The organism is Botrimarina mediterranea, from assembly GCF_007753265.1.
Taxonomy (GTDB): Bacteria; Planctomycetota; Planctomycetia; order Pirellulales; family Lacipirellulaceae; genus Botrimarina; species Botrimarina mediterranea.
In genome coordinates this window covers 1,562,301-1,582,428 of the sequence record NZ_CP036349.1, presented here as the reverse complement: position 1 = coordinate 1,582,428, position 20,128 = coordinate 1,562,301, and the positions used below count along the sequence as shown (strand labels likewise).

Below are 20,128 nucleotides of genomic sequence, written 5' to 3'. Positions count from 1 at the left end.
AAGAAAGGAGATGGTGGGGATGGCAACTAAGCTAGCGATGCGGGCCTGCTGTGCAAACCGGCCACGAAGAGGGGTGCCGCAATTGAGGAGATAATGGGGATGGTCGATTGGTTAGTTTGGCGACATCGTTGGGTGGGGCGTGTTGGGAACAAAAAATCTGATTGCTTCGCTCACCATCCCGCTTCGCTGTCTCTAGCCGAGAGGCCATCCCCCTTGTCTCCAATTTCATCCCCACTATCTCCTTTCCTGCATTCGACGCGACTTCCGCTGCGACTCCGGAGGCTGACGCCGCCCGGCTCAGTTCCCTCCTGTACGCTGAGTTGTTTCGTGGGTCAGCGATCAATCTCCCCCATCACGATGTCGAGCGAGCCGACAATCGCGGGGATGTCGGCGATCAGGCAGCCGCGGCCGATCTCGCTGATCGGGGAGAGGTTGCTGAAGCAGCTGCTCCGCGCGCGGGCACGCCAGGGGGTCGCTGTGCCGCCGAGGCTGACGAGGTAGAAGCCCATCTGGCCGCGGGGGGCTTCGGTTTCGAGATAGACTTCGCCCGACGGCAGTTTGTCGGTGAGTTTGAACGGGGCGCCGTGATTGCGGGGCAGCACGTCGTCGGTCTCGTGGTAGCGGTGAATCGCTTGGCGCACGAGCCAGATTGACTCGACCACTTCGAGCATCCGCACATAGAACCGGTGCCAACAGTCACCGAGCACCGCTTCGTACGGCGGCGCCGGCGCGCCGGGCGGGACGACGTACTCGCCATCGCGTTGGCAGACGACTTTGAAGTCGTAGCCCTCGTACATCCGCGTGTAGCACGGGTCCCCATCACGGCGCAGGTCCCAATCGACGCCACTAGCGCGAAGCACTGGGCCGCTCGTGCCGTACGAGATCGCCTTCTTCCCCGACAGAACGCCGACACCCGCGGTCCGCTTCACGAAGATCGCGTTGCTGGTGAGCAGCGTGTGGTAGTCGGCGATGATCGGCTCGAATTCGCTGAGCACCTTGAGGCACCGGTCGGTCCAGCCCGCGGGCAAGTCGGCCGTCGCGCCGCCGGGAGTCAGGTAGCTGTATGTAAGCCGCGCGCCGCACGCCGCCTCGAAGAGATCAAGGATCCGCTCGCGCTCGCGAAAGGCGTACAAGAACGGGCTGAACGACCCCAGGTCGAGCCCATAAGCGCCCATACCCACGAGGTGGCTGGCGATACGGCCCATCTCGGCGATGATCACCCGCAGGTGCCGGCCACGCTCGGGCGGCTCGTACCCCACCAGTTTCTCGACGGTCAGCGACCAGCCGAGATTCATATTCATCGCCGCCAGATAATCCATCCGGTCGGTGTAAGGAATCCACTGCCGCACGGCGAGGTTCTCACCGATTTTCTCCGCGCAGCGGTGCAAATACCCAATGTGCGGCGTCACCTCCGACACCACCTCACCGTCCGTCCGCAACACCAACCGCAACACGCCGTGCGTGCTCGGATGCTGCGGACCCATATTGACGAGCATCTCGTCCGTACGGACGTCGAACTCGACAGTGCGGGGGTCTTCGACGGTCGTAGGCATTGCGGATTGAGGTTTTCGGATTGCGGATTGAAGTCAGCGAAGGGCTACCTACTTGGAATCCGCAATCCGTAATCCGAATTCCGCAATGGTTCTCAGCGTCCCCGAATCCCGTCGTACTCCAACGGCGACTGGTAGTCCTTCCGCATCGGATGGCCATGCCAGTCGTCGGGGCAAAGGATCCGCTCGAGGTTCGGGTGGCCGGTGAACCGCACGCCGAAGAGGTCGTAGGCCTCGCGCTCGTGCCAGTTGGCGGTCTTCCAGACCTTCGCGACGCTCGGGACCTCGGGCAGCGACCCATCAACAAGCCGCGGAACGCTCAGCTTGAGCGTCAACCAGTGCTTCCGCGTGAGGCTCGACAGGTGATAGACCACTTCGAGCCGCTCGTCGCCGACCGCGGCGGCGAGCTTCTTGTCGGCCGGCGGCAGGTAATCAACGACGGTGAGGTCGTTGAGGAAGTCGAACAGCAGATCGGGGTCGTCGCGCAGGAACTTGGCGACCTTCGCGATCTGCGCCGCTTCGACTCGCAACCAACGATCGGAGTGCTCACTGGCGCCTGCCGTTTCGGCCGGCTGCGAGACCGCTTCGCCAAACTTGGCATGGAGGCGATCGAAAGCTTGATAATCGGGGGTCATGCGATGGCTCAAGCGGCTCGCGGCGTTGTGGCGGACTGATCGTAGCCCGGCGCGGCGTTTACGGTCGTGCGGACCCAGTTGAGGTCGCCCCGGCTCCAGACGTAAGCGAACCCCACCATCAGCACCGCGAAGAACACGAGGATGTCGGCGAATAGACCCCAGGTGAGTGTCTGAGCAGCCGCGGCGACGTCGGCGGCCGTTGCGCCGGCGGACATCCCCAGTTCATTGAGCTGCTGCACCAACGCCGCGTTCCACACCTCGGCCGCAGGCCCTTCGGCCGTCGCGGCGGCGTCGGCGGTGGAGACGAGGTGCGTCGCTTTACCGAACACTACTGCCCACGGGAAGAAGAACGCGACTTCCACATCGAAGACGATGAACAGCAGCGCCACGACATAGAATCGGATGTCGAATTGCACGAAGCTCGACCCGATGACCGTCTCGCCGCATTCGTAGATCTCGCCCTTCTCGACGCTCGGGTTCTTCGGCCGGAGCAATCGACCGAGCGTTAAGTTCACGAAGACAAACAACACCGCCGCCGTCGCGAACAGCACGAGGTAGGCGGCGATCGACGTGGGGGTGGCCATGCAGAGAGGGCTGTCGGCAATCGGCGGTGGGCAGTTGGGTACAGTCGAAGCGGGTCGCGTCGCGTCGACGCGGTAATCAAATCCGTACGACGTTTGGCCCGCCATCGACCGGAGCGGCCACCGCCTTTGAGGCGGCCACCGCCGTAGGGTTGAGTGTCGCCTTCCCCCACGCCACCTCAAGGGGGAGCCGCGAGAAATCCACCACGGCGCCGTCGCGCGTGTAGCTCGACAGGTCGTGCGTCGCGCCCATGAAGATGCAATCGACGGGACACGGCTCGACGCAGAGCGCGCAGAACATGCATTTGGTGTAATCGATCGAATATCCCGTGACGCGGAAGCCCTTGGCGCCTTCGGCGCGTTCCTTTCCGATATAGATGCAATCGACCGGGCAGGCTTTCGCGCACTGGTCGCACGCAATGCACGTCGTCAGATCGAACCGGTGGTAGCCGCGGTACCGGGCCGCGACGGGGGCCCCCAGCTCGGGGTACTCGAACTCTTCGGTGAAGGTTTGCTTCCCCGCTTGGTGGGTCCGCACCCACGTCCGGAGGGTCGCCGCCATGCCACGAGCGACCGACGTCACGGCCGTGACGAGATTCGTAAACCAGGGCCAGGCGGGTCGGCGGGCGACGGGCATCGCGGACGGTTTAGAAGGGAGATGCGGCTTGCCGCGGTCTGGTTTCCGGGCGCCGGCAGGCGTCCTATCGGCGAATCTGGGCAGAATCCTGCCGAAAGGGCGCCCGTTCTGGACGTTTCGCCAGCTGGATTCTTGACTGTCAACCCCCTGACCGTAGATTAGGGGTGTCAACTTCTGCGCTGCCTGGGTCTTGCGACCCCGACGGCATGTCGGTCGTCCCGCCGCTTCTCGGCGAGCCGACCCGTGTAAAGCGTAGGAGGTTGCGAGGGCTGCTCGACACGTCACACCGAGTTTTCCAAACGCGTCCATCCAACTCACACTAAGGCGGCCGGCGTTTAGCCTACAACTGCTTACGGCTGTGCGTCTGCGACCTACCCCAAATCTGAGCGTCCGAGCGGCTGCCAGGAAGTCCCTCCCGACAAAGCGAAGGAATCGAAATGCTGGTCCTCTCTCGTAAAAAGAACGAGAGCATCGTCATCAATGATGACATCACCATCGTGGTGGTTGAAATCCGCGGTGACAAGGTGCGTCTCGGCATCGAAGCGCCAAAAGAGGTGCCGGTGCATCGCAACGAAGTCTATGAAGCGATCCGCAAGAGTCAGTCGCCGGAGTCGGCTGCTGATGAAGCGCAGACCGCTGAATCATGATTTTTTACCGCGGTCAGGCGTGGTGACGCCGTCGTCGGAGCGGGCGATTCTGCTTTTGCCGCTGCACAAACGGCGCCGGCGGGTTGACCAAGCGGCCTGCCCCTTTTAATTTCTCTCGACCGACGCACGACACGGCCCACTTCGCCGCCCCGGCGATTCCCTTCGCGCGTCCGATTTCAGACGGCCCCATCGTCTAGTGGTCTAGGACTCCGCCCTTTCACGGCGGCAACACGGGTTCGAACCCCGTTGGGGTCACTTAGAGGCTCTCCCTACGCGACCCGTAGGGAGAGCCTTTTTCGTTTCACCCCCGCCGATCGCCTGCGATCCATCTAGGTGCGAGAGCTGTCTACCTGGACGCTCGGGAACTTCTTCGAGATTCTCGGCGAGCAACAGGGCAACAGGGATAGCGACTGCCTCGGCTTCAGCTTCTTACCACAGGGGCACGGAGCTACGCACAGAGAAATCTACCTCTGTGCCTTCCTCCGTGCCCTCCGTGCCTCTGTGGTTAATCCATCGAAGCAGAGTCGCCTTCACGGGATGCCGGCTGACTGGCTCGCCCTTTGCTTCGCTCGCGACCGCCCCGAGCCCTCTCAGGCTCCGGTTCTCATTCATGGTGGTCCGAAGCGAAGGAAGATCAGTCGTGTCGAAACAATCCACGGGCAAGGGTGGCGAAACGCATCAAACGGCGACTGGCGACGAGCCACGGCTGACGACGAATCAAGGCGTCGTGGTCTCCGACGATCAGAACGCGCTGACCGTGGGCCACCGCGGGCCGCAGCTGCTGGAGGACTTTCACCTCCGTGAGAAGATCACCCACTTCGACCACGAGCGGATCCCCGAGCGTGTCGTTCACGCCCGCGGCTACGGCGCGCATGGCTACTTCGAGCCGTACAAGTCGCAAGCCGACCTGACAAAGGCCGCGTTCCTTCAGAACCCGAAAGAGCGCACGCCCGTCTTCGTCCGCTTCTCGACCGTCGCCGGCCGGGCCGGTTCGTTCGATACGGCCCGCGACGTCCGGGGCTTTGCGGTGAAGTTCTACACGAGTGAGGGCAACTACGACCTCGTGGGCAACAACATCCCCGTCTTCTTTATCCAAGACGCGATCAAGTTCCCGGACCTGATCCACTCAGTGAAACCCGCGCCCGATCGTGACTTTCCGCAAGCGCAGTCGGCACACGACTCGTTCTGGGACTTCATCTCGCTGACACCCGAAAGCACCCACATGATGATGTGGGTGATGTCCGACCGGGCGATCCCGCGGTCGTTCCGGATGATGGACGGCTTTGGCGTCCACACCTTTCGGATGATCAGCACTAAGGGGGACGTAAAGTTCGTCAAATTCCACTGGCGGCCGAAGCTCGGCGCGCTGTCGCTCGTCTGGGACGAGGCGGTGGTGATCAACGGCGCCGACCCCGACTTCCATCGGCGCGACCTGTGGAGCGCCATCGAGCGCGGCGACTTCCCCGAGTGGGAGCTCTCCGTGCAGGCCTTCACCGAGAAGGAGGCCGAGGGCTTTGACTTCGACGTGCTCGATCCGACTAAGATCGTCCCGGAAGAACTCGTGTCGCTGCGGCCGCTGGGTCGGATGGTGCTCGACCGGAACGTCGACAACTTCTTCGCCGAGACCGAGCAGGTGGCGTTCTGCCCCTCGCACGTCGTGCCGGGGATCGACTTCTCGAACGACCCGCTGCTGCAAGGACGCCTCTTCTCGTACCTCGACACACAGTTGTCGCGTCTCGGCAGCCCCAACTTCCACCAGATCCCGATCAACCAGCCGAAGTGCCCCTTCGCCAACTTCCAGCGTGACGGGCACATGCAGATGGCGGCGCAGCAGGGTCGGGTCGCGAACGAGCCTTCCTCGCTCGACGACGGCGGACCACGCGAAGACCCGAAGGCCGGCTTCACGACGGTCCCCGTACGTGAAGAGGGCGACAAGCTACGCGTACGGCCAGAGAGCTTCGCCGACCACTACACGCAAGCCAAGCTCTTCTACAAGTCGCTCACGCCGCCCGAACAGAAGCACATGATCGGTGGGTTCGCCTTCGAGCTAGGCAAATGCCAAGCGCTCGAGGTGCGGAAACGGATGTTGGGCCGGCTGCAACTGGTAGACAAAGACCTCGCCGCGCAAGTCGCCGCGAAGCTCGGCATGGAAGGCCAAGCCGAGAAGCTCAAGCCCGCCGTGCCGGTGGGCGACCCAGAGCCCTCCCCGGCCGTGTCGCAGTACGCAGGATTCGAGGGCGGCATCGCGGGGAAGAAGATCGGACTGCTGACGACCAATGGCGTCGATGCGAAGGTCCTCACCGCGGTCCAGAAGGGCGCCAAGGATGCCGGCGCGGTTGTCGAGATCATCGCTCCGAAAGTGGGGACGATTAAAACCAGCCAAGGTAAGGAGATCGAACCCGATCACTTCTTGACGGGGGCGCCCAGCGCGCTGTTCGACTGCGTTGTCGTGGCGCCCGCCGAGGGCAGCGCCGACGAGCTACTCGCCATGCCTCAGGCGGTGGATTGGGTGCGGATGGCGTACGCCCACCTCAAGGTGATCGGCGTCTCTGAGGCGGCTGCGCAGCTGCTCGACCGCGCCCAGATCGAACGCGAGGCTGAGGGCGTCGTGATGCTCGGCAAACCGGCAGACGTCGCGAACTTCTACGAGACGGCGTCGGCGAGCCACCGCGTCTGGCAACGCGAGCCCGCTTAGCAACAGCGCACATGCATGCGACGGGCCATTACGGGGCTACGCCTACACGTAGCGGCTCCCATCCGTAAGGTCTGAGCCGTGGGCGGCAGCCCTCGGAGTGCAGCGTGACACGTCCTCCACTCCGAGGGCTGCCGCCCGCGGCTAAGACGCTACGCATAGCGAGTGCGCTCTAGGCCCTGATTGACGCTACGCCCGCCGAGGGCGCGCCGCTTGCGCCCGTGTTGACAATCACCGGACGCGGAGCCGAGGGCGGCTCCGCGGCCGCCGCCGAAGCCGAACCGAGGGGCTTGTCGGCGCCGGTGATCAGGCGGGCCGAGCGGTCGTAGCTGACGTAGCTCCAGCACCACTGGATCAGCACCAGCACGCGGTTGCGGAAGCTGACGATCTTCATCAGGTGGATCACCAGCCACAGCGCCCACGCCACGAAGCCAGAGAACTCGTACTTGCCGATCTGCGCGACCGCCGAGCTGCGGCCGATCGTGGCGAGGCTCCCCAGGTCGCGGTACTTGAAGGTCTTGGCCTGCTTGCCGCGCGACCGACGGACGATCTCCTTAGCGGCGAACTTCCCCTCGGCGATAGCGACCGGGGCGACGCCCGGCAGCGGCTTGCCGTCTTCGCCGGTGCGGTGGGCCATGTCGCCGATGACGAAGACCTCCGGTTTGCCGGGGAGCGTTAGGTCCTCGTTGACCATCAGCCGCCCGGCGCGGTCGGTGCTCGCGCCGGCGGCGTCGGCGAGCTTCTTCGCCAGGGGCGAGCATTGCACGCCGGCGGCCCACAGGATGGTGTGCGTCGGCAACTTGTGCGTCACGTCGCCGAGGCGGTACTCGACCTCCCCGGACCGCATCTCGGTGACCATGGCGCCGGTCACCACCTCGACGCCGAGCTTCTCGAGCGAGGCCCGCGCCGCGTCCGAGAGGTGCTCGGGGAAGGCAGACAAGACACGCTGGCCAGCTTCTAACAGCACGATCCGGGCGCTATGCGGATTGATGCTGCGGAAGTTGTCGGTGAGGCTGTGACGAGAGATCTCGGCCATCGCGCCGGCAAGTTCGACCCCTGTGGGCCCGGCGCCGACGATCACAAACGTCAGCCACGGCGCGCGGGCCTCGGGCTCGTCCAAGCGCTCGGCCGTCTCGAACGCCGTGAAGACGCGGCGGCGGGCTTCGGTGGCGTCCTCGATCGTCTTCAGCCCCGGCGCGAACTGCTCCCACTCGGGCCGGCCGAAGTAGCTGTGCGACGCGCCCGCCGCGACGATCAGTGAGTCGTACCGCACCTCGCGGTCCGCCAGCTTCACCCGGCGGCGATCGAGGTCGAAGCCGGTGACCTCGCCCATCAGCACGCGGCAGTTCTTCTGCCGCGCCAGGATCTTGCGGAGCGGCGCCGCGATGTTCGCGGGCGACAGCGAACCCGTCGCCACTTGGTAGAGCAGCGGCTGGAAAAGGTGGAAGTTCCGCTTGTCGATCAGCGTCACCTCGACGGGTGAACCCTTCAGCGCGAGCGCGGCGTTGAGGCCGGCGAAGCCTCCCCCGATGATGACAACGTGATGCAAACGGCCGCTGGGGAGCGGAACAGCTGGAACACTCATGGCGGGACCCGCGAGGGGCAGCGGAGGTGGGGGACGCGCTCGTGCGCGCCTTTGTCGTGCAGCGCCGCGGGTCGATCGAGAAACTCGATCGATGGACCCGGGCGGAGCACGACGGTGGGGAGGCGCGGCAAGCAAACCCCGCGCCACTGCGTTCTACGCTAGGAAGTGCGACGAAACGCCGCAAGGCGCCGCGGCAACGGTTGCCGCTTTTCGCATCGCCATGTCTGAATAATGGACAACCGCGTCGTCATGGCTGCCCAGAAAGCACACACTCGCCGTTTGATTGGAAATGGCTACAGTTGGGTTTTCACCCGCCTCCTCCCACACCTTGCCATCCATGCCCGGCGAGTCCGCAACGCAGCCTTACGACGCCGTCCTCGTGGTCTCCTTTGGCGGTCCCGAAGGCCCCGACGACGTGATGCCGTTCTTAGAGAACGTCCTGCGGGGCAAGAACGTGCCGCGCGAGCGGATGCTCGAAGTGGCGGAGCACTACCAGCACTTCGGCGGCGTCAGCCCGATCAACGAGCAGTGCCGGCAGCTGATCGCGGCGCTCGAAGCCGAACTCGCCGAGCACGGCCCGCACTTGCCGATCTACTGGGGCAATCGCAACTGGCAGCCGCTGCTGCCCGACACGCTGCGCCAGATGCGTGACGACGGCGTGCGTCGCGCGATCGCGTTCTTCACCAGCACCTTCAGCAGCTACTCCGGTTGCCGGCAGTACCGTGAGAACCTCGCCGCCGCGCAGGCAGCAGTCGGCGAAGGCACGCCGCAGATCGACAAACTGCGGATGCCATACAACCACCCCGGCTTCATCGAGACGTGCGCGGATCACTTGCGTAACACGCTCGAGCAGGTCCCCGCCGACCGGCGCGGCGCGGCGAAGGTGCTGTTCACCGCGCACAGCATCCCGATGGGGATGGCGGAGAATTGCGGCTACGAGAAGCAACTGCTCGAGGCGAGCCGCCTCACCGCCGAAGCCGCCGGCGCCACGGACTGGGAAGTCGTCTACCAAAGCCGCAGCGGCCCGCCCCAGCAGCCTTGGCTCGAGCCCGACGTCTGCGACCGCATCGAAGCGTTGCACGCCGCGGGCGCGCTCACCGACGTGGTGGTGCTGCCGATCGGCTTTGTCTCGGATCATATGGAAGTGTTGTTCGACCTCGACACCGAGGCCAAGCAGCTCTGCGAGTCGCTAGGCCTCGGCTTCTACCGCGCGTCAACGATGGGGACGCATCCCCGCGCCGTGCGTATGATTCGTGAACTGATCGAAGAACGGATCGAGACCGAGCTCGGCGAGACGCCCGACCGGCCCGCGGTGGGGCGTTTCCCCGCCAACCACGACGTGTGCCCGCAGGACTGCTGCCTGTACACACCCCGCCGCCCTGCCCCGTCACCCTCCCCCTCGTAAAGTGGGACCGCGCCATGAAACGCCCGCTCGGTAAATCGGCGATCGAAGTCACGCCTGTCGCGCTCGGATGCTGGCCGCTGGCGGGCGTGACGACACTCGGCGCCACGCACTCGGGCGGCGTCGCCACGGTGCGCGCGGCGCTCGACGCGGGCATCAATCACTTCGACACCGCGTTCGTGTACGGCCCCAACGGCGAGAGCGACCGCATCCTCGCAGAGGCCCTTCGCGGCCGCCGCGACGAGGTCGTCATCGCCTCGAAGTGCGGCATCCATTACGAGTCACGCGACGGCGCCGAGCCGACGATGCAAACCGACGCCCGACCCGAAACACTGCGTCGTGAGTGCGACGAGTTGCTCCGTCGGCTCGAGACCGATCACGTCGAACTCTTGTACTTGCACTCGCCCGACCCGAACGTGCCGATCGCCGAGTCCGCCGGAGCGCTCGCGGAGCTGATGGCGGAAGGCAAGACGCGCTCGGTCGGCGCCTCGAACACGCAGCTGGACGAGACGAAGGCGTTCGCCGCCGCCTGCCCGCTCGCCGCCGTGCAGCTTCCCTTCAACATGCTGCAGCGCGACATCGAGCAGCACACGCTCCCCTGGTGCGTCGAGAACGGCGTCGCGGTAATGGCCTACTGGCCGCTGATGAAGGGCCTGCTCGCCGGCGGCATGGACCGCGACAAGCCCCTCAACCCAGACGACAGCCGCCGCAAGTACCCGATGTACGAGGGGGACGAGTGGCGGCGGAACCAGGACTTCGTGGACGCGCTCCGCGGCGTGGCGGACGAGGCCGGCGTCACCGTGGCCCAGCTGGTCGTAAACTGGACCCTCAGCCAGCCGGGCATCACCAGCGTGCTCTGCGGCGCCAAGCGGCCCGAGCAGATCCGCGAGACGGCCGGCGGGATGGGTTGGGAGCTTTCTGCCGACCAGGCCAGCCGGGTCGCCGCCGCGATCGCCGCCCGGGGCGAGGCGGCCGCCAAGCGTTCGTTCACCTGAACCCCATAACGCGTGTTTCCCCCGCGGCCGGGGCTGGTATACTTCGGAGAGTGACAAGTCGCCTGAGCAGGCCCCGCGAGAGGCCCGCTCGACCCTCTATACGGAGCTGTGTGAAGATGTCTGTCGTCCTGACCGAACGTGCCGCCGAAGAAGTCAAGCGGATCATCGACCAGCAGAAGCTGGAAGAAGGCGCCTTCCTCCGCGTCGGCGTGACCGGCGGCGGATGCAGTGGCTTCAGCTACTCGCTCGGCTTTGATAACGAGTACGACGAGAAGGCCGACAGCAAGGTCGATCTCCACGGCGTTCAGGTCGTGGTCGATAAGAAGTCGGCCCTCTATCTCGATGGCACGACCGTCGATTTCTACGACGGCATCGAGAAGCGTGGCTTCACATTCGAGAACCCGAACGCCGTGAAGTCGTGCGGCTGCGGCAGCTCGTTCCAGGCCTGATCGCCCCAGCGGGCCTCAGCAGCCGGTCAACCCGCACAGCCGTCGCAGACGGTCGCGTCCGCGGCTATCCGCTCCACGGCGGTACGCCGCAGGACGTCACCGGGAGCAGTTGCGTGTTACGTTTCAGTTGGTGGGCCGCCCATCGGCCCGCCAACGCATGAAGCCGCTCGTCTCTTCGCCCGCAGGACCGCCATGCGATGCCTTCGCCGCCCGTCGCGTTTCGTCCGAGCTCTGCGTGAAGTACTCTGCGCCGAGGAAGGGGCCACCGCCGTCGAGTACGCGGTGATGCTGTCGCTGATCGCAGGCGTGTGTATCGCCTCGGTGCTGGTGATGTCCAATGCCGCTGGCCAGAGCTTCGACGACTCCGCGACGCAACTTAGCAGCGTGCTAGGTTCCTGAGCAATCTTGGGACTTTGGCCGAAGCTGTAGCATCTAGGCCATAACTTGCCGGCGCCTAGGCGTTTGGACCTTTGACCTGCGGCATTGCGCGTGCGCATTGGGCACGTCGGCTTCGGAAGATAACCGAATCTTGAGCAATTTCGGGTTTCCACCAATCGGAGTTGAAGGCTCCGCCAAGCAACGCCGATAGCTCTACCGACTTGTGTTCAAGAGAAGCGCCCGCAGCGACGAGCGCGACACGTCACGCTACACGACAGCGCGGCCCTTTCAATGTGGGATAGCCTGCCCCTTATCCCACGGGAAGGGCCGCGCTTTTCATTCCCTTGTTCCTGCGAGCACGAATCAGACGATCAGCATCGCGTCGCCGTAGCTGTAGAAGCGGTAGCGTTCTTTGATCGCCTCGCGATAAGCGGCCCTCACGAGGTCCACGCCGCCAAATGCTTGGACGAGCAGCAGCAGCGTCGTCCGCGGGAAGTGGAAGTTTGTCATCAAGGCGTCCACCGCGCGGAACTCATGCGGCGGGCGGATGAAAAGGCTCGTGTCGCCGCTCCAAGGCGCGACCGCTTGGCCTTCGGCCGCGTGCTGAGCGGCCGTCTCGAGCGTCCGAACCGCCGTGGTCCCCACCGCGACGACGCGGCCGCCCTGCGACTTGGTGCGGTTGATCCCCTCGGCGGCGGCCGGGAGCAGTTCGCCCCACTCGGCGTGCATCGTGTGGTTTTCGACCGCATCGGCCTTGATGGGCCGGAACGTGCCGAGCCCCACGTGCAACGTCACGGGGGCAAACTCAACGCCGACCCCTTCGATCTGCCGCAAGAGCGGTTGAGTGAAATGTAGCCCCGCCGTCGGCGCCGCCACCGCGCCGGGCTTGCGCGCGAACACCGTTTGGTAGCGGGCCACGTCGTCATCGACCATCTTGCCGTCGCGGATGTAGTGCGGCAGCGGCACGCGGCCGACACGCGCGAGGACCTCGTCCAGCGGCCGGCCGCTCTCGGGCCTAGCGAGCCACTGCCCCTCGCTGAGCTTTTCCAACAGCCACAGCTGCTCCGCCTCGCGGTTCTCACGGTCCACGAGAGCGACTTTCTCGAAGGGCTCGAGCGTGCCACGGGTCTTGCAGACGATCCGCCAGTCGCCGCTAGGCTCGGCCGAAAGAAACAACCCTTGCCAGGCGCCGCCCGTCTTTAGCCGCGTGCCGGCAAGCGTCGCGTGCAGCACCTTCGTGTCATTGAGCACCAACCGGTCGCCGGCGCGCAACAGCTCGGGCAGGTCCCGGACGTACCAGTGCGACAGCGATTGCGACTCGCGATCCACGACCATCAGCCGCGCGTCGGCGCGGTTGGCGAGCGGCTCCTGCGCGATCAGCTCGCGCGGCAAGTCGTAGTCAAACAACAGCGGGTCGCTCTCGGGCATGATTGGCTTCGTCGCGGAAAGTTGGGGGCGAACCATCTTAAGGCGAGCCGCGGTCCGCGACGACCGGGCCACGACGCGACAGCCGGCGGGAGCTACGATGACAGCTTCCTGGAGAGCCCGCGACGCGAGTCGTGGGAGTGCCGTTGGTACCCGGTTCACTCCCACGACTCGCGTCGTGGGCTCTCCGTTGATCGCGATCGCTCGCCAACTTTACTGCGCCGCTTTTAGCATGCCCCCCACTGTCCACATCCCCGTCATGCCCGCCGAGGTGCTCGAGCAGCTCGACCCACGGCCCGGCAAGGTGTTCCTGGACGGGACACTCGGCGGCGGCGGGCACACACGGATGCTAGCGGAGCGCGTAGCGCCGAATGGCCGGGTCGTCGCCGTCGATCGGGACCCGGGCGCCGTCGAGAGAGCCGCTGAGACGCTGCGGGGGCTGCCGATCGCCGTAGCCTGCTCAAGTTATGCCGAGGCCCCAGAAGTGCTCGCAGAAGCCGCCGTAGGGCCTCTGGATGGCGTCCTGTTGGACCTGGGGCTTTCTAGCGACCAACTCGACGACCGCCAGCGCGGCTTCAGCTTCCACGCCGACGGGCCGCTCGACCTGCGGTTCGACCCGACCGAGGGGAAACCCGCCGCACAGCTCATCGCCCGCCTGTCGGCCGAGCACTTGGCCGACGTGATCTATCGCTACGGCGAAGAGCGCTGCAGCCGGCGGATCGCCCGGGCCATCGTCGCCCGACGGACCGAACGACCGATTACGACCGCCAACGACCTCGCGGATGTCATCCGCCGCGCCGTGCCACGGGACTACGACGCCCGCCTCGACCCGGCGACGCGGACCTTCCAGGCGTTGCGGATCGCCGTCAACGAAGAGCTCCACCAGCTGGAGATCGCCCTCCGCCGGCTGCCGGCGCTGCTGGCGCCGGGCGGCCGCCTGGTGATCATCAGCTTCCACTCACTCGAAGACCGGATGGTCAAAGAGGCCTTCCGCGCCGACGACCGCCTCAAGGTCCTCACGAGCAAACCGCTCCGACCCACCGACGAAGAAGTCGCGGCGAACCCGCGCGCCCGCAGCGCCAAGCTGCGCGTCGCTGAACGAGTGGGCTGATCGGGTAAAATGACCAATGAAGGAGCTACGGCTCCACTGGCATTGGTCATTGGGGCTTGGTCATTCGCAGATGTCGTTGAACATTCGCCGTTGACGCACGGCGGGGCGGCTGCGACAAGCCTCTTGCTATGCCGCCCGACTCTCCGCTCCGATCGCGACGCTCACGCCCTTGGTACGCTACCGATTCGGGGCGCGCCGGCCTCGTGCTATCGGCCGTAACGATCGCCGTGCTGGCGATCGGTTTCGCCGTGATCCAGAGCACTCGGTCTAATGACGATGTCGAGTCGACCTCGAGCCGAAAGAGCGCGGAGACGGCGATTCCGGCCCCGGCGGAACCGAACACCCGCGAAGAGATCATTGTCCTGAGCGGGTCCGCGCCGAGCCCCACCCAGCTCCCCGCGACAAGTCCGCAAACTTCGGCGAATTACCCCCCGCCGAAGTACGGAGACGAGGGAGCCACGCTCCCTTTCACCGCCGAACGGCCCCGAGACGCCGCGACAGATCGGCTGTGACTCGGACGACTTGCCGTCCGACACTCACAAAAAAACCGACCGCCGCCAGTACGGGCGACGGTCGGTGCGATTTCGCAAAAGAGCCGACAAAAGCGGCTGAAGCTCCCCCGGTAGGACTCGAACCTACGACCCAGCGGTTAACAGCCGCTTGCTCTACCAACTGAGCTACAGGGGATCAGCGAGACTCAAAAGTATGTCGTCAGTGGCCGGCGGCGTCTAGACCCGTGGATGCCGGAACCCGCCCGAAGGTTCACCCCACCGGTTCAGGCTGCGAGGCTCGCGAGGATTGCAGCGATCCGGTCGGCGATCTCGTCGGGCTCGGCCATTCGCCCGGCGCCCCTGTCGCGGCAACTGAGCCAGCCTTCGCCCGGATCGACGAACAGAGCGCCATCCTCGCGGAGCTGGGCCACGTTCCGCTCAACGGCGGGTTTGCGCCACATCTCGCTGTTCATCGCCGGGGCGTACAACACGGGCCCGGGGAACGCGAGCAACAGCGTGCTCAGCAGATCGTCCGCCAGCCCGTGGGCCGCCTTGGCCAGGATGTCGGCGGTCGCCGGGACGATGGCGAGCAGGTCGGCCTGCCGCGCGAGCTCGATGTGCGGCCCCAGCGGGTGCTCGCTGAGGTCGAATGAGTCGGTCAGCACCCGCCGACCCGACAGGGCCGAGAATGTCGCCTCGCCGACAAACTTCTGCGCCGGCGATGTGAGGACAACGGAGACGCCGTGCCCCGCCTGCGCGAGCCGACTGGTCAGGTACGCGGCCTTGTAAGCCGCAACGCCGCCGGAGACGCCGAGGAGGATGTCTGCCATTAGAGAGGCTAGGTGCTTGAGGCTAGAGGCTAGGGAAAAGCGCTGACGCGATGACTAGGGGGTTATTTCCCTTACCTCTAGCCTCTTACCTCTAGCCTCTCCTCTCAGATGCTATCGAAGTCGAAGTCGATCGAGCTGCTGCTAGCGCTGGAATGGTCGCTGGCGATCTGCACTTCGCTCGCGGCGTCGAGGTAAATCTTGTCCTGAAGGATCTCCTGGACGACGATCTCCATCTTGTCGTGCGTATCCACGTGCACCAGTGGGCGGGCGCCGCCGTTGAGGGCCACCAGCCGCTTTTGGATCAGCGTCGACAGCTTGAAGCGTCCGCCGACCTTGTTGACGATCTCTTCTTCTTTAAGCGCTTCAATCATGGGAGGGGGCGGTGGGCAGTGGGCAGTGGGCAGTGGGCAGTCTGTTGAAGACTGCGTAAATCACTTAGCTGTAGCGAGTCGGCGTCGGTGACGGCGACTGTCCTTCAATCACTCTTTCGGAAGGCCCGCTTCCACGAGCAAGTCGTAGATGTGGTCGATCGCGTCGTCGAGGCCTTCGTTGACGACGACGTGTTGGTATTGCGGCGCTCGATCGAGTTCGTGCTCGGCGACTTCCAGCCGCCTTGCCACCGACGTTGCGTCCTCGGTGCCCCGTGACTCGAGCCGCTCGCGGAGAACGCGGAGGGCGTCGGCCTTCTCCGGCGCCGCCGTCACGAACACGCTCACCGCCGCGGGGTAGGCCGTCAGCACCCGTTCGGCGCCATCGACATCGATCTCTAAGAGTACCCACTGCCCCTTTTGAAGGCTAGGAGTCACCTCCGCAAGCAGCGTGCCATACCACTGGCCACGGCCGAAAACCTCGATGCATTCGAGAAACTCCCCCGCCTGACGCCGGCGGGCGAACTCCTCGTGGGTCAGGAAGTGGTACTCCTGGCCGTCCGTTTCGCCGGGCCGGGGCGGGCGGGTCGTCGCCGAGACGCTCAGCCGCATGCGGTCGCCCGTCATCCGCAGCAGCTTGCGCACGATCGTGCTCTTGCCGACCCCGGAGGGGCCGGAAAGGACGACGAGTTTGCCGGGGTGCGAAGCCATTAGCAGGCCGAAGCCATTAGCGATTGGTCGTTAGCCGTTAGCGAACTGCCGTCAGCTAACTGCTAACGACTAATCGCTAACCGCTTCTACTCCACGTTCTGCACTTGTTCGCGGACGCGTTCGAGCGAGGTTTTCATCTCGACCACCCGCGCCGAGATCTCGGAGTCGTTCGCCTTCGAGCCGATCGTGTTCACTTCGCGGCCCATCTCTTGCGTGATGAACTCGAGCTTGCGGCCGACGCCTTCCTGACGGGTCGGCGCCTCGTTGATGGCGGCTTCGAACTGCACGAGGTGACTCCGCAGGCGGACGATCTCCTCGGAGATGTCGCTGCGATCGACGAATAGCGCGACCTCGCGCACCAGGTCCGCCGGTTCGAGCGTCACGCCGACCTTCTCGATCGCCTGGCCGACCCGCTCTTGCAGCCGTTGACGGTAGGCGTCCGCCACCAGTGGCGAGCGGGCCTCGACGCCGGCGAGTTCGGACTCGACCACGTCGGCCTGCGACCGGAGGTCGGCGGCGAGGGCCTCGCCTTCGCGGCGACGCATCTCGTCGAGCGAGTCGAGCGCGGCGAGGATCGCCTGCTCCATTGTCGGCCAGTCGGCCTCGGGATCGGCGCTCGACGCGTCGGGCGTGCTGATCACGCCGGGGAGCGTCAGCAGCTTGTCGATCGTCACTTGCGTGTGGACGCCGCCGAGCTTGGTGAGCTGTTCCTGGTAGTTCAGCAGCACCTCGCTATTGATGCGATAGTCGGCGGCGCGCGAGCGGCGTTCGACCCGAACGTTCAGCTGCACTGTGCCGCGACGCACCCGGTCGCGCACGAGGCGCTCGACCTCGGGCTCGAGGTTGTGATACCCGTCGCTCGAGCGGTAGCTGATCTTGAGGTGGCGGTTATTGATGCTCCGCACCTCGGCCACGACGATGATCGTCGGCGATTCGGCCCGGCCTTCGCCGAAGCCGGTCATGCTCAGCAGCATGGAGAGATTCTCCTCGGCGTCTCGCCGCGTTGAATGGAAACGCGGGCTTACTCGTCGGCCGGCTGGTCAGCCGTGGCCTCATCAACAGCGGACTCATCGGCAGCGGGCTCGTCTGTCACCGCCGGAGCGCTGTCGTCGCCCGCGGGGCCGCCGGTTGCGGTCTCGGTGTCGGTCGAGGCGGCGTCTTCCGTCGCGGCGCCGGCGTCTTCGGTCGAGGCTGCGGAACCAGCCAGCGCCGCGTCCGAGTCGCCGAAGGCGTCGCCGCGGTGGGCCGCCCAGATCGACGCCAACAGGCAGAGCGTGATCCAGATTGCGGCCGCGACGATGGTGATCTTCGTGAACGTGTCGCCCGCCTTGGCGCCGAACGCGCTCGACCCGCCAGGACCGCCCAGCGCGCCGGCCAGACCACCGCCACGGCCGCGTTGCACGAGCACCAGCAGGATGATGAAGACCGCCGTAACGGCCATCACCAGCTGGATCAGCACGGGCGGAAAGAATTGAAGGAAGTTGGCCATTGCGGAGGGGTTTAGGGGCTGAGGGGTTGAGGGGCTGAGGGAAGATGATAGAGGAGCCGCTAGCAGGCTGATGAAGCGTGAGAGTGAGAACTCACACACCCCTAGGCCCTTAGCCCCTCATCACCTCAGCTCCTCCTCATACTTATTTTGCTTTGGCGATGCCGAGGAAGTCTTCCGGCTTGAGGCTGGCGCCGCCGATCAGGCCGCCATCCACGTTGGGCTTCGCCAGCAGCTCGGCCGCGTTGCCGGGCTTCATGCTGCCGCCGTAGAGGATGCGGACCTCTTCGGCAAGCTGGGGAGTGTAGCGTTCCGACAGCAACCGGCGAAGGTCAGCGTGGACCTCCTCGGCTTGCTCGGGGCTGGCGACCTTGCCCGTGCCGATCGCCCAGACGGGCTCGTAGGCAATGACGACGCTGGTGATCTGGTCGGCCGTAATGCCGTCCAGCGAGCCCTCGAACTGCGTCTTGATGACCTCGGCTGTCTTGCCGGCCTCACGCTCTTCGAGCAGCTCGCCGACACAGACGATCGGCGTCAGGCCGGCCGCCAGGGCCTTGTGGGTCTTCTTGCTGACGTCGGCGTCGGTCTCGCCCATCAGCGCGCGGCGCTCGCTGTGGCCGAGGATCACATACTCGGCGCCGATGTCGGTGAGCATCGCCGTGGAGGTCTCGCCGGTGAAGGCGCCGTTGTCCTCGGCGTAGACGTTCTGCGCGCCCAGCGCGACGGGGCTGCCAGCGAGGGCCTCGCCCACGACCGCCAGGTAGATCGTCGGCGGGCAGACCACGAGGTCCACGCCGTCAACCTCCGCAGCGCCGGCCGCGACGCCCTTGGCGAGCGCAACCGCCGCGGCGCGGTCGGTGTTCATCTTCCAGTTACCGGCGATCAGAGTTTTACGCATGGGAATTTTTTGCACTGCTTTTTAATTAGCCACAGATGAACGCAGATGGACGCGGATGTCATTTCCGCTGCAGTATCTAACGTTTCAATCAGCGGTGTTCAAATCAGAAGGAAATACGCCAACAATCCCAAAATACAAATCTCAACAGAACGATCGTGAACTAACCGGCGCCACGTTGCCCCGCCGTTCGACATCCGTGTTTATCTGCGTTCATCGGCGGCTAATACTAAATTGTCTTCCCAATCGCTTCCGCGACCTTCTTGATCTGCTGGCACAACTCGGCGTACTGCTCGGGGAGCAGCGCCTGCGGGCCATCGCTCATCGCTTCTTCGGGGCAGCTGTGCACTTCGATGTGGACGCCGTCGGCGCCGGCCGCGACGCCTGCCAAGGCGCACGGCGGGATCAGCTCGGGGCGGCCCGTGGCGTGGCTCGGATCGACGATCACCGGCAGGTGCGACAGGGCATGCACCTGCGGCACGGCCGCCACGTCGAACATGTTCCGGCAGGCGTTATCGAAGCCCTTCACGCCGCGTTCGCAGAGCACGACGTTCGGGTTGCCCTGCGAGAGGATGTACTCGGCGGACATCATCATGTCCTTGACGGTCGCCGCCATGCCTCGCTTCAGCAGCACGGGCTTGTTCGTCTTGCCAACTTCGGTGAGCAGCACGAAGTTCTGCATGTTCCGCGCGCCGAGCTGAATCATGTCGCTCCATTCGGCGACGAGCTCGACGTGCCGCGGGTCGATCGCCTCGGTGACGACCGGCAGGCCGTGCTTGTCGCCGACGCGGCGGAGGACCTTGAGGCCCTCGTCGCCGAGGCCTTGGAACGAGTAGGGGCTCGTGCGCGGCTTGTAAGCTCCGCCGCGGAGGACCGTGGCGCCGGCCGCCTTGATGGCGCCGGCGATCTCGTCGAGGCGCTCCTCGGACTCGATCGCGCAGGGACCGGCGATCATGCCGATGTGGCCGCCGCCGAACTTCGCCGCCGTCGCGCCCTTGCCGACCGAGATGATCGACGGCTCGGGGTGCGCGGTCTTGCTGGCGAGTTTGAACTCGGGCTGCACCGGCACCACCTCCGCCACGCCGGCGATCGCCGCTAGCGGCGCCGAGCGGATGATCTCTTCGTCACCGATGACGCCGATCACCGTGCGGTACGTGCCGCGGCTGATGTGGGGCTTCAGGCCGAGCTTCTCGACGCGTTCGACGACGTGGTCGATCTGGGCGTCGGTCGCGGTTTCCCGCAGGATGATGAGCATGATAG

General features: G+C 65.4%; 21 protein-coding genes and 2 tRNA genes. 9 read left to right on the top strand and 14 right to left on the bottom strand.

Annotation, left to right across the window (positions count from 1 at the left end):
• Positions 1–332: 332 nt before the first annotated feature.
• From Spa11_RS06310 to Spa11_RS06295, 4 genes are all read right to left on the bottom strand, one after another.
• Complete coding sequence (locus Spa11_RS06310; RefSeq protein WP_145109513.1) at positions 333–1,553, bottom strand: NADH-quinone oxidoreductase subunit D; 1,221 nt, start codon at positions 1,551–1,553, stop codon at positions 333–335.
• Positions 1,554–1,645: 92 nt separating this feature from the next.
• Positions 1,646–2,185, bottom strand: a complete 540-nt coding sequence (locus Spa11_RS06305; protein WP_145109510.1) for an NADH-quinone oxidoreductase subunit C — start codon at positions 2,183–2,185, stop codon at positions 1,646–1,648.
• 8 nt (positions 2,186–2,193) lie between these two features.
• Positions 2,194–2,769, bottom strand: coding sequence for an NADH-quinone oxidoreductase subunit A (locus Spa11_RS23575; RefSeq protein ID WP_145109507.1), 576 nt, complete (start codon positions 2,767–2,769; stop codon positions 2,194–2,196).
• Between the two features lie 76 nt (positions 2,770–2,845).
• Complete coding sequence (locus Spa11_RS06295; protein ID WP_145109504.1) at positions 2,846–3,403, bottom strand: 4Fe-4S binding protein; 558 nt, start codon at positions 3,401–3,403, stop codon at positions 2,846–2,848.
• Between the two features lie 437 nt (positions 3,404–3,840).
• Between Spa11_RS06295 and csrA the strand changes: the two genes are divergently transcribed.
• The 3 genes from csrA (at position 3,841) to Spa11_RS06280 (ending at position 6,745) form a co-directional block, all read left to right on the top strand.
• Positions 3,841–4,050, top strand: a complete 210-nt coding sequence (gene csrA / locus Spa11_RS06290; protein WP_145109501.1) for a carbon storage regulator CsrA — start codon at positions 3,841–3,843, stop codon at positions 4,048–4,050.
• Positions 4,051–4,232: 182 nt separating this feature from the next.
• A tRNA-Glu gene (locus Spa11_RS06285) sits at positions 4,233–4,305 on the top strand.
• Between the two features lie 385 nt (positions 4,306–4,690).
• Complete coding sequence (locus Spa11_RS06280) at positions 4,691–6,745, top strand: catalase (protein ID WP_315851345.1); 2,055 nt, start codon at positions 4,691–4,693, stop codon at positions 6,743–6,745.
• Positions 6,746–6,914: 169 nt separating this feature from the next.
• On the opposite strand, the gene Spa11_RS06275 is transcribed toward Spa11_RS06280, so the two are convergent.
• Positions 6,915–8,327: an NAD(P)/FAD-dependent oxidoreductase gene (locus tag Spa11_RS06275; RefSeq protein WP_145109495.1), complete on the bottom strand. Its 1,413-nt coding sequence runs from the start codon at positions 8,325–8,327 to the stop codon at positions 6,915–6,917.
• A gap of 337 nt (positions 8,328–8,664) precedes the next feature.
• Here Spa11_RS06275 and Spa11_RS06270 point away from each other — a divergent pair, with 337 nt between their 5' ends.
• The 4 genes from Spa11_RS06270 (at position 8,665) to Spa11_RS06255 (ending at position 11,572) form a co-directional block, all read left to right on the top strand.
• Entirely contained in the window at positions 8,665–9,732 is a 1,068-nt protein-coding gene (locus Spa11_RS06270; RefSeq protein ID WP_145116918.1) for a ferrochelatase, read from the top strand.
• A gap of 14 nt (positions 9,733–9,746) precedes the next feature.
• On the top strand, positions 9,747–10,724 hold the full coding sequence (locus Spa11_RS06265) for an aldo/keto reductase (protein WP_145109492.1): 978 nt from the start codon (positions 9,747–9,749) through the stop codon (positions 10,722–10,724).
• Between the two features lie 116 nt (positions 10,725–10,840).
• Positions 10,841–11,173, top strand: coding sequence for a HesB/IscA family protein (locus tag Spa11_RS06260; RefSeq protein WP_145109488.1), 333 nt, complete (start codon positions 10,841–10,843; stop codon positions 11,171–11,173).
• Positions 11,174–11,365: 192 nt separating this feature from the next.
• Positions 11,366–11,572, top strand: a complete 207-nt coding sequence (locus tag Spa11_RS06255) for a Flp family type IVb pilin (protein WP_145109485.1) — start codon at positions 11,366–11,368, stop codon at positions 11,570–11,572.
• A gap of 342 nt (positions 11,573–11,914) precedes the next feature.
• On the opposite strand, the gene queA is transcribed toward Spa11_RS06255, so the two are convergent.
• On the bottom strand, positions 11,915–12,979 hold the full coding sequence (gene queA, locus Spa11_RS06250; protein ID WP_145109482.1) for a tRNA preQ1(34) S-adenosylmethionine ribosyltransferase-isomerase QueA: 1,065 nt from the start codon (positions 12,977–12,979) through the stop codon (positions 11,915–11,917).
• Positions 12,980–13,208: 229 nt separating this feature from the next.
• Here queA and rsmH point away from each other — a divergent pair, with 229 nt between their 5' ends.
• Together rsmH and Spa11_RS06240 are read left to right on the top strand one after the other, a co-directional pair.
• Positions 13,209–14,087, top strand: a complete 879-nt coding sequence (gene rsmH, locus Spa11_RS06245) for a 16S rRNA (cytosine(1402)-N(4))-methyltransferase RsmH (RefSeq protein WP_145109479.1) — start codon at positions 13,209–13,211, stop codon at positions 14,085–14,087.
• Between the two features lie 128 nt (positions 14,088–14,215).
• Positions 14,216–14,599, top strand: coding sequence for a hypothetical protein (locus tag Spa11_RS06240; protein ID WP_145109477.1), 384 nt, complete (start codon positions 14,216–14,218; stop codon positions 14,597–14,599).
• Positions 14,600–14,701: 102 nt separating this feature from the next.
• On the opposite strand, the gene Spa11_RS06235 is transcribed toward Spa11_RS06240, so the two are convergent.
• The 8 genes from Spa11_RS06235 to aroF all read right to left on the bottom strand — a co-directional run bounded on the left by Spa11_RS06235 (position 14,702) and on the right by aroF (position 20,123).
• A tRNA-Asn gene (locus Spa11_RS06235) sits at positions 14,702–14,774 on the bottom strand.
• An 88-nt stretch (positions 14,775–14,862) separates the two neighbouring features.
• Positions 14,863–15,408: a flavoprotein gene (locus Spa11_RS06230; RefSeq protein WP_145109475.1), complete on the bottom strand. Its 546-nt coding sequence runs from the start codon at positions 15,406–15,408 to the stop codon at positions 14,863–14,865.
• 104 nt (positions 15,409–15,512) lie between these two features.
• The gene (locus Spa11_RS06225; protein ID WP_145109473.1) at positions 15,513–15,779 is read right to left on the bottom strand and encodes a DNA-directed RNA polymerase subunit omega; all 267 of its coding nucleotides are present in this window, start codon (positions 15,777–15,779) and stop codon (positions 15,513–15,515) included.
• Positions 15,780–15,887: 108 nt separating this feature from the next.
• Positions 15,888–16,487, bottom strand: coding sequence for a guanylate kinase (gene gmk / locus Spa11_RS06220; protein WP_145109471.1), 600 nt, complete (start codon positions 16,485–16,487; stop codon positions 15,888–15,890).
• 86 nt (positions 16,488–16,573) lie between these two features.
• Complete coding sequence (locus Spa11_RS06215; RefSeq protein ID WP_145109469.1) at positions 16,574–17,461, bottom strand: YicC/YloC family endoribonuclease; 888 nt, start codon at positions 17,459–17,461, stop codon at positions 16,574–16,576.
• Between the two features lie 47 nt (positions 17,462–17,508).
• Positions 17,509–17,976: a preprotein translocase subunit SecG gene (gene secG / locus Spa11_RS22815; RefSeq protein ID WP_197529783.1), complete on the bottom strand. Its 468-nt coding sequence runs from the start codon at positions 17,974–17,976 to the stop codon at positions 17,509–17,511.
• Between the two features lie 142 nt (positions 17,977–18,118).
• A complete protein-coding gene (gene tpiA, locus Spa11_RS06205) occupies positions 18,119–18,871 on the bottom strand; it encodes a triose-phosphate isomerase (RefSeq protein ID WP_145109467.1) in 753 nt (250 codons plus the stop codon).
• 226 nt (positions 18,872–19,097) lie between these two features.
• Positions 19,098–20,123: a 3-deoxy-7-phosphoheptulonate synthase gene (gene aroF / locus Spa11_RS06200; RefSeq protein ID WP_145109465.1), complete on the bottom strand. Its 1,026-nt coding sequence runs from the start codon at positions 20,121–20,123 to the stop codon at positions 19,098–19,100.
• Positions 20,124–20,128 lie beyond the last annotated feature (5 nt).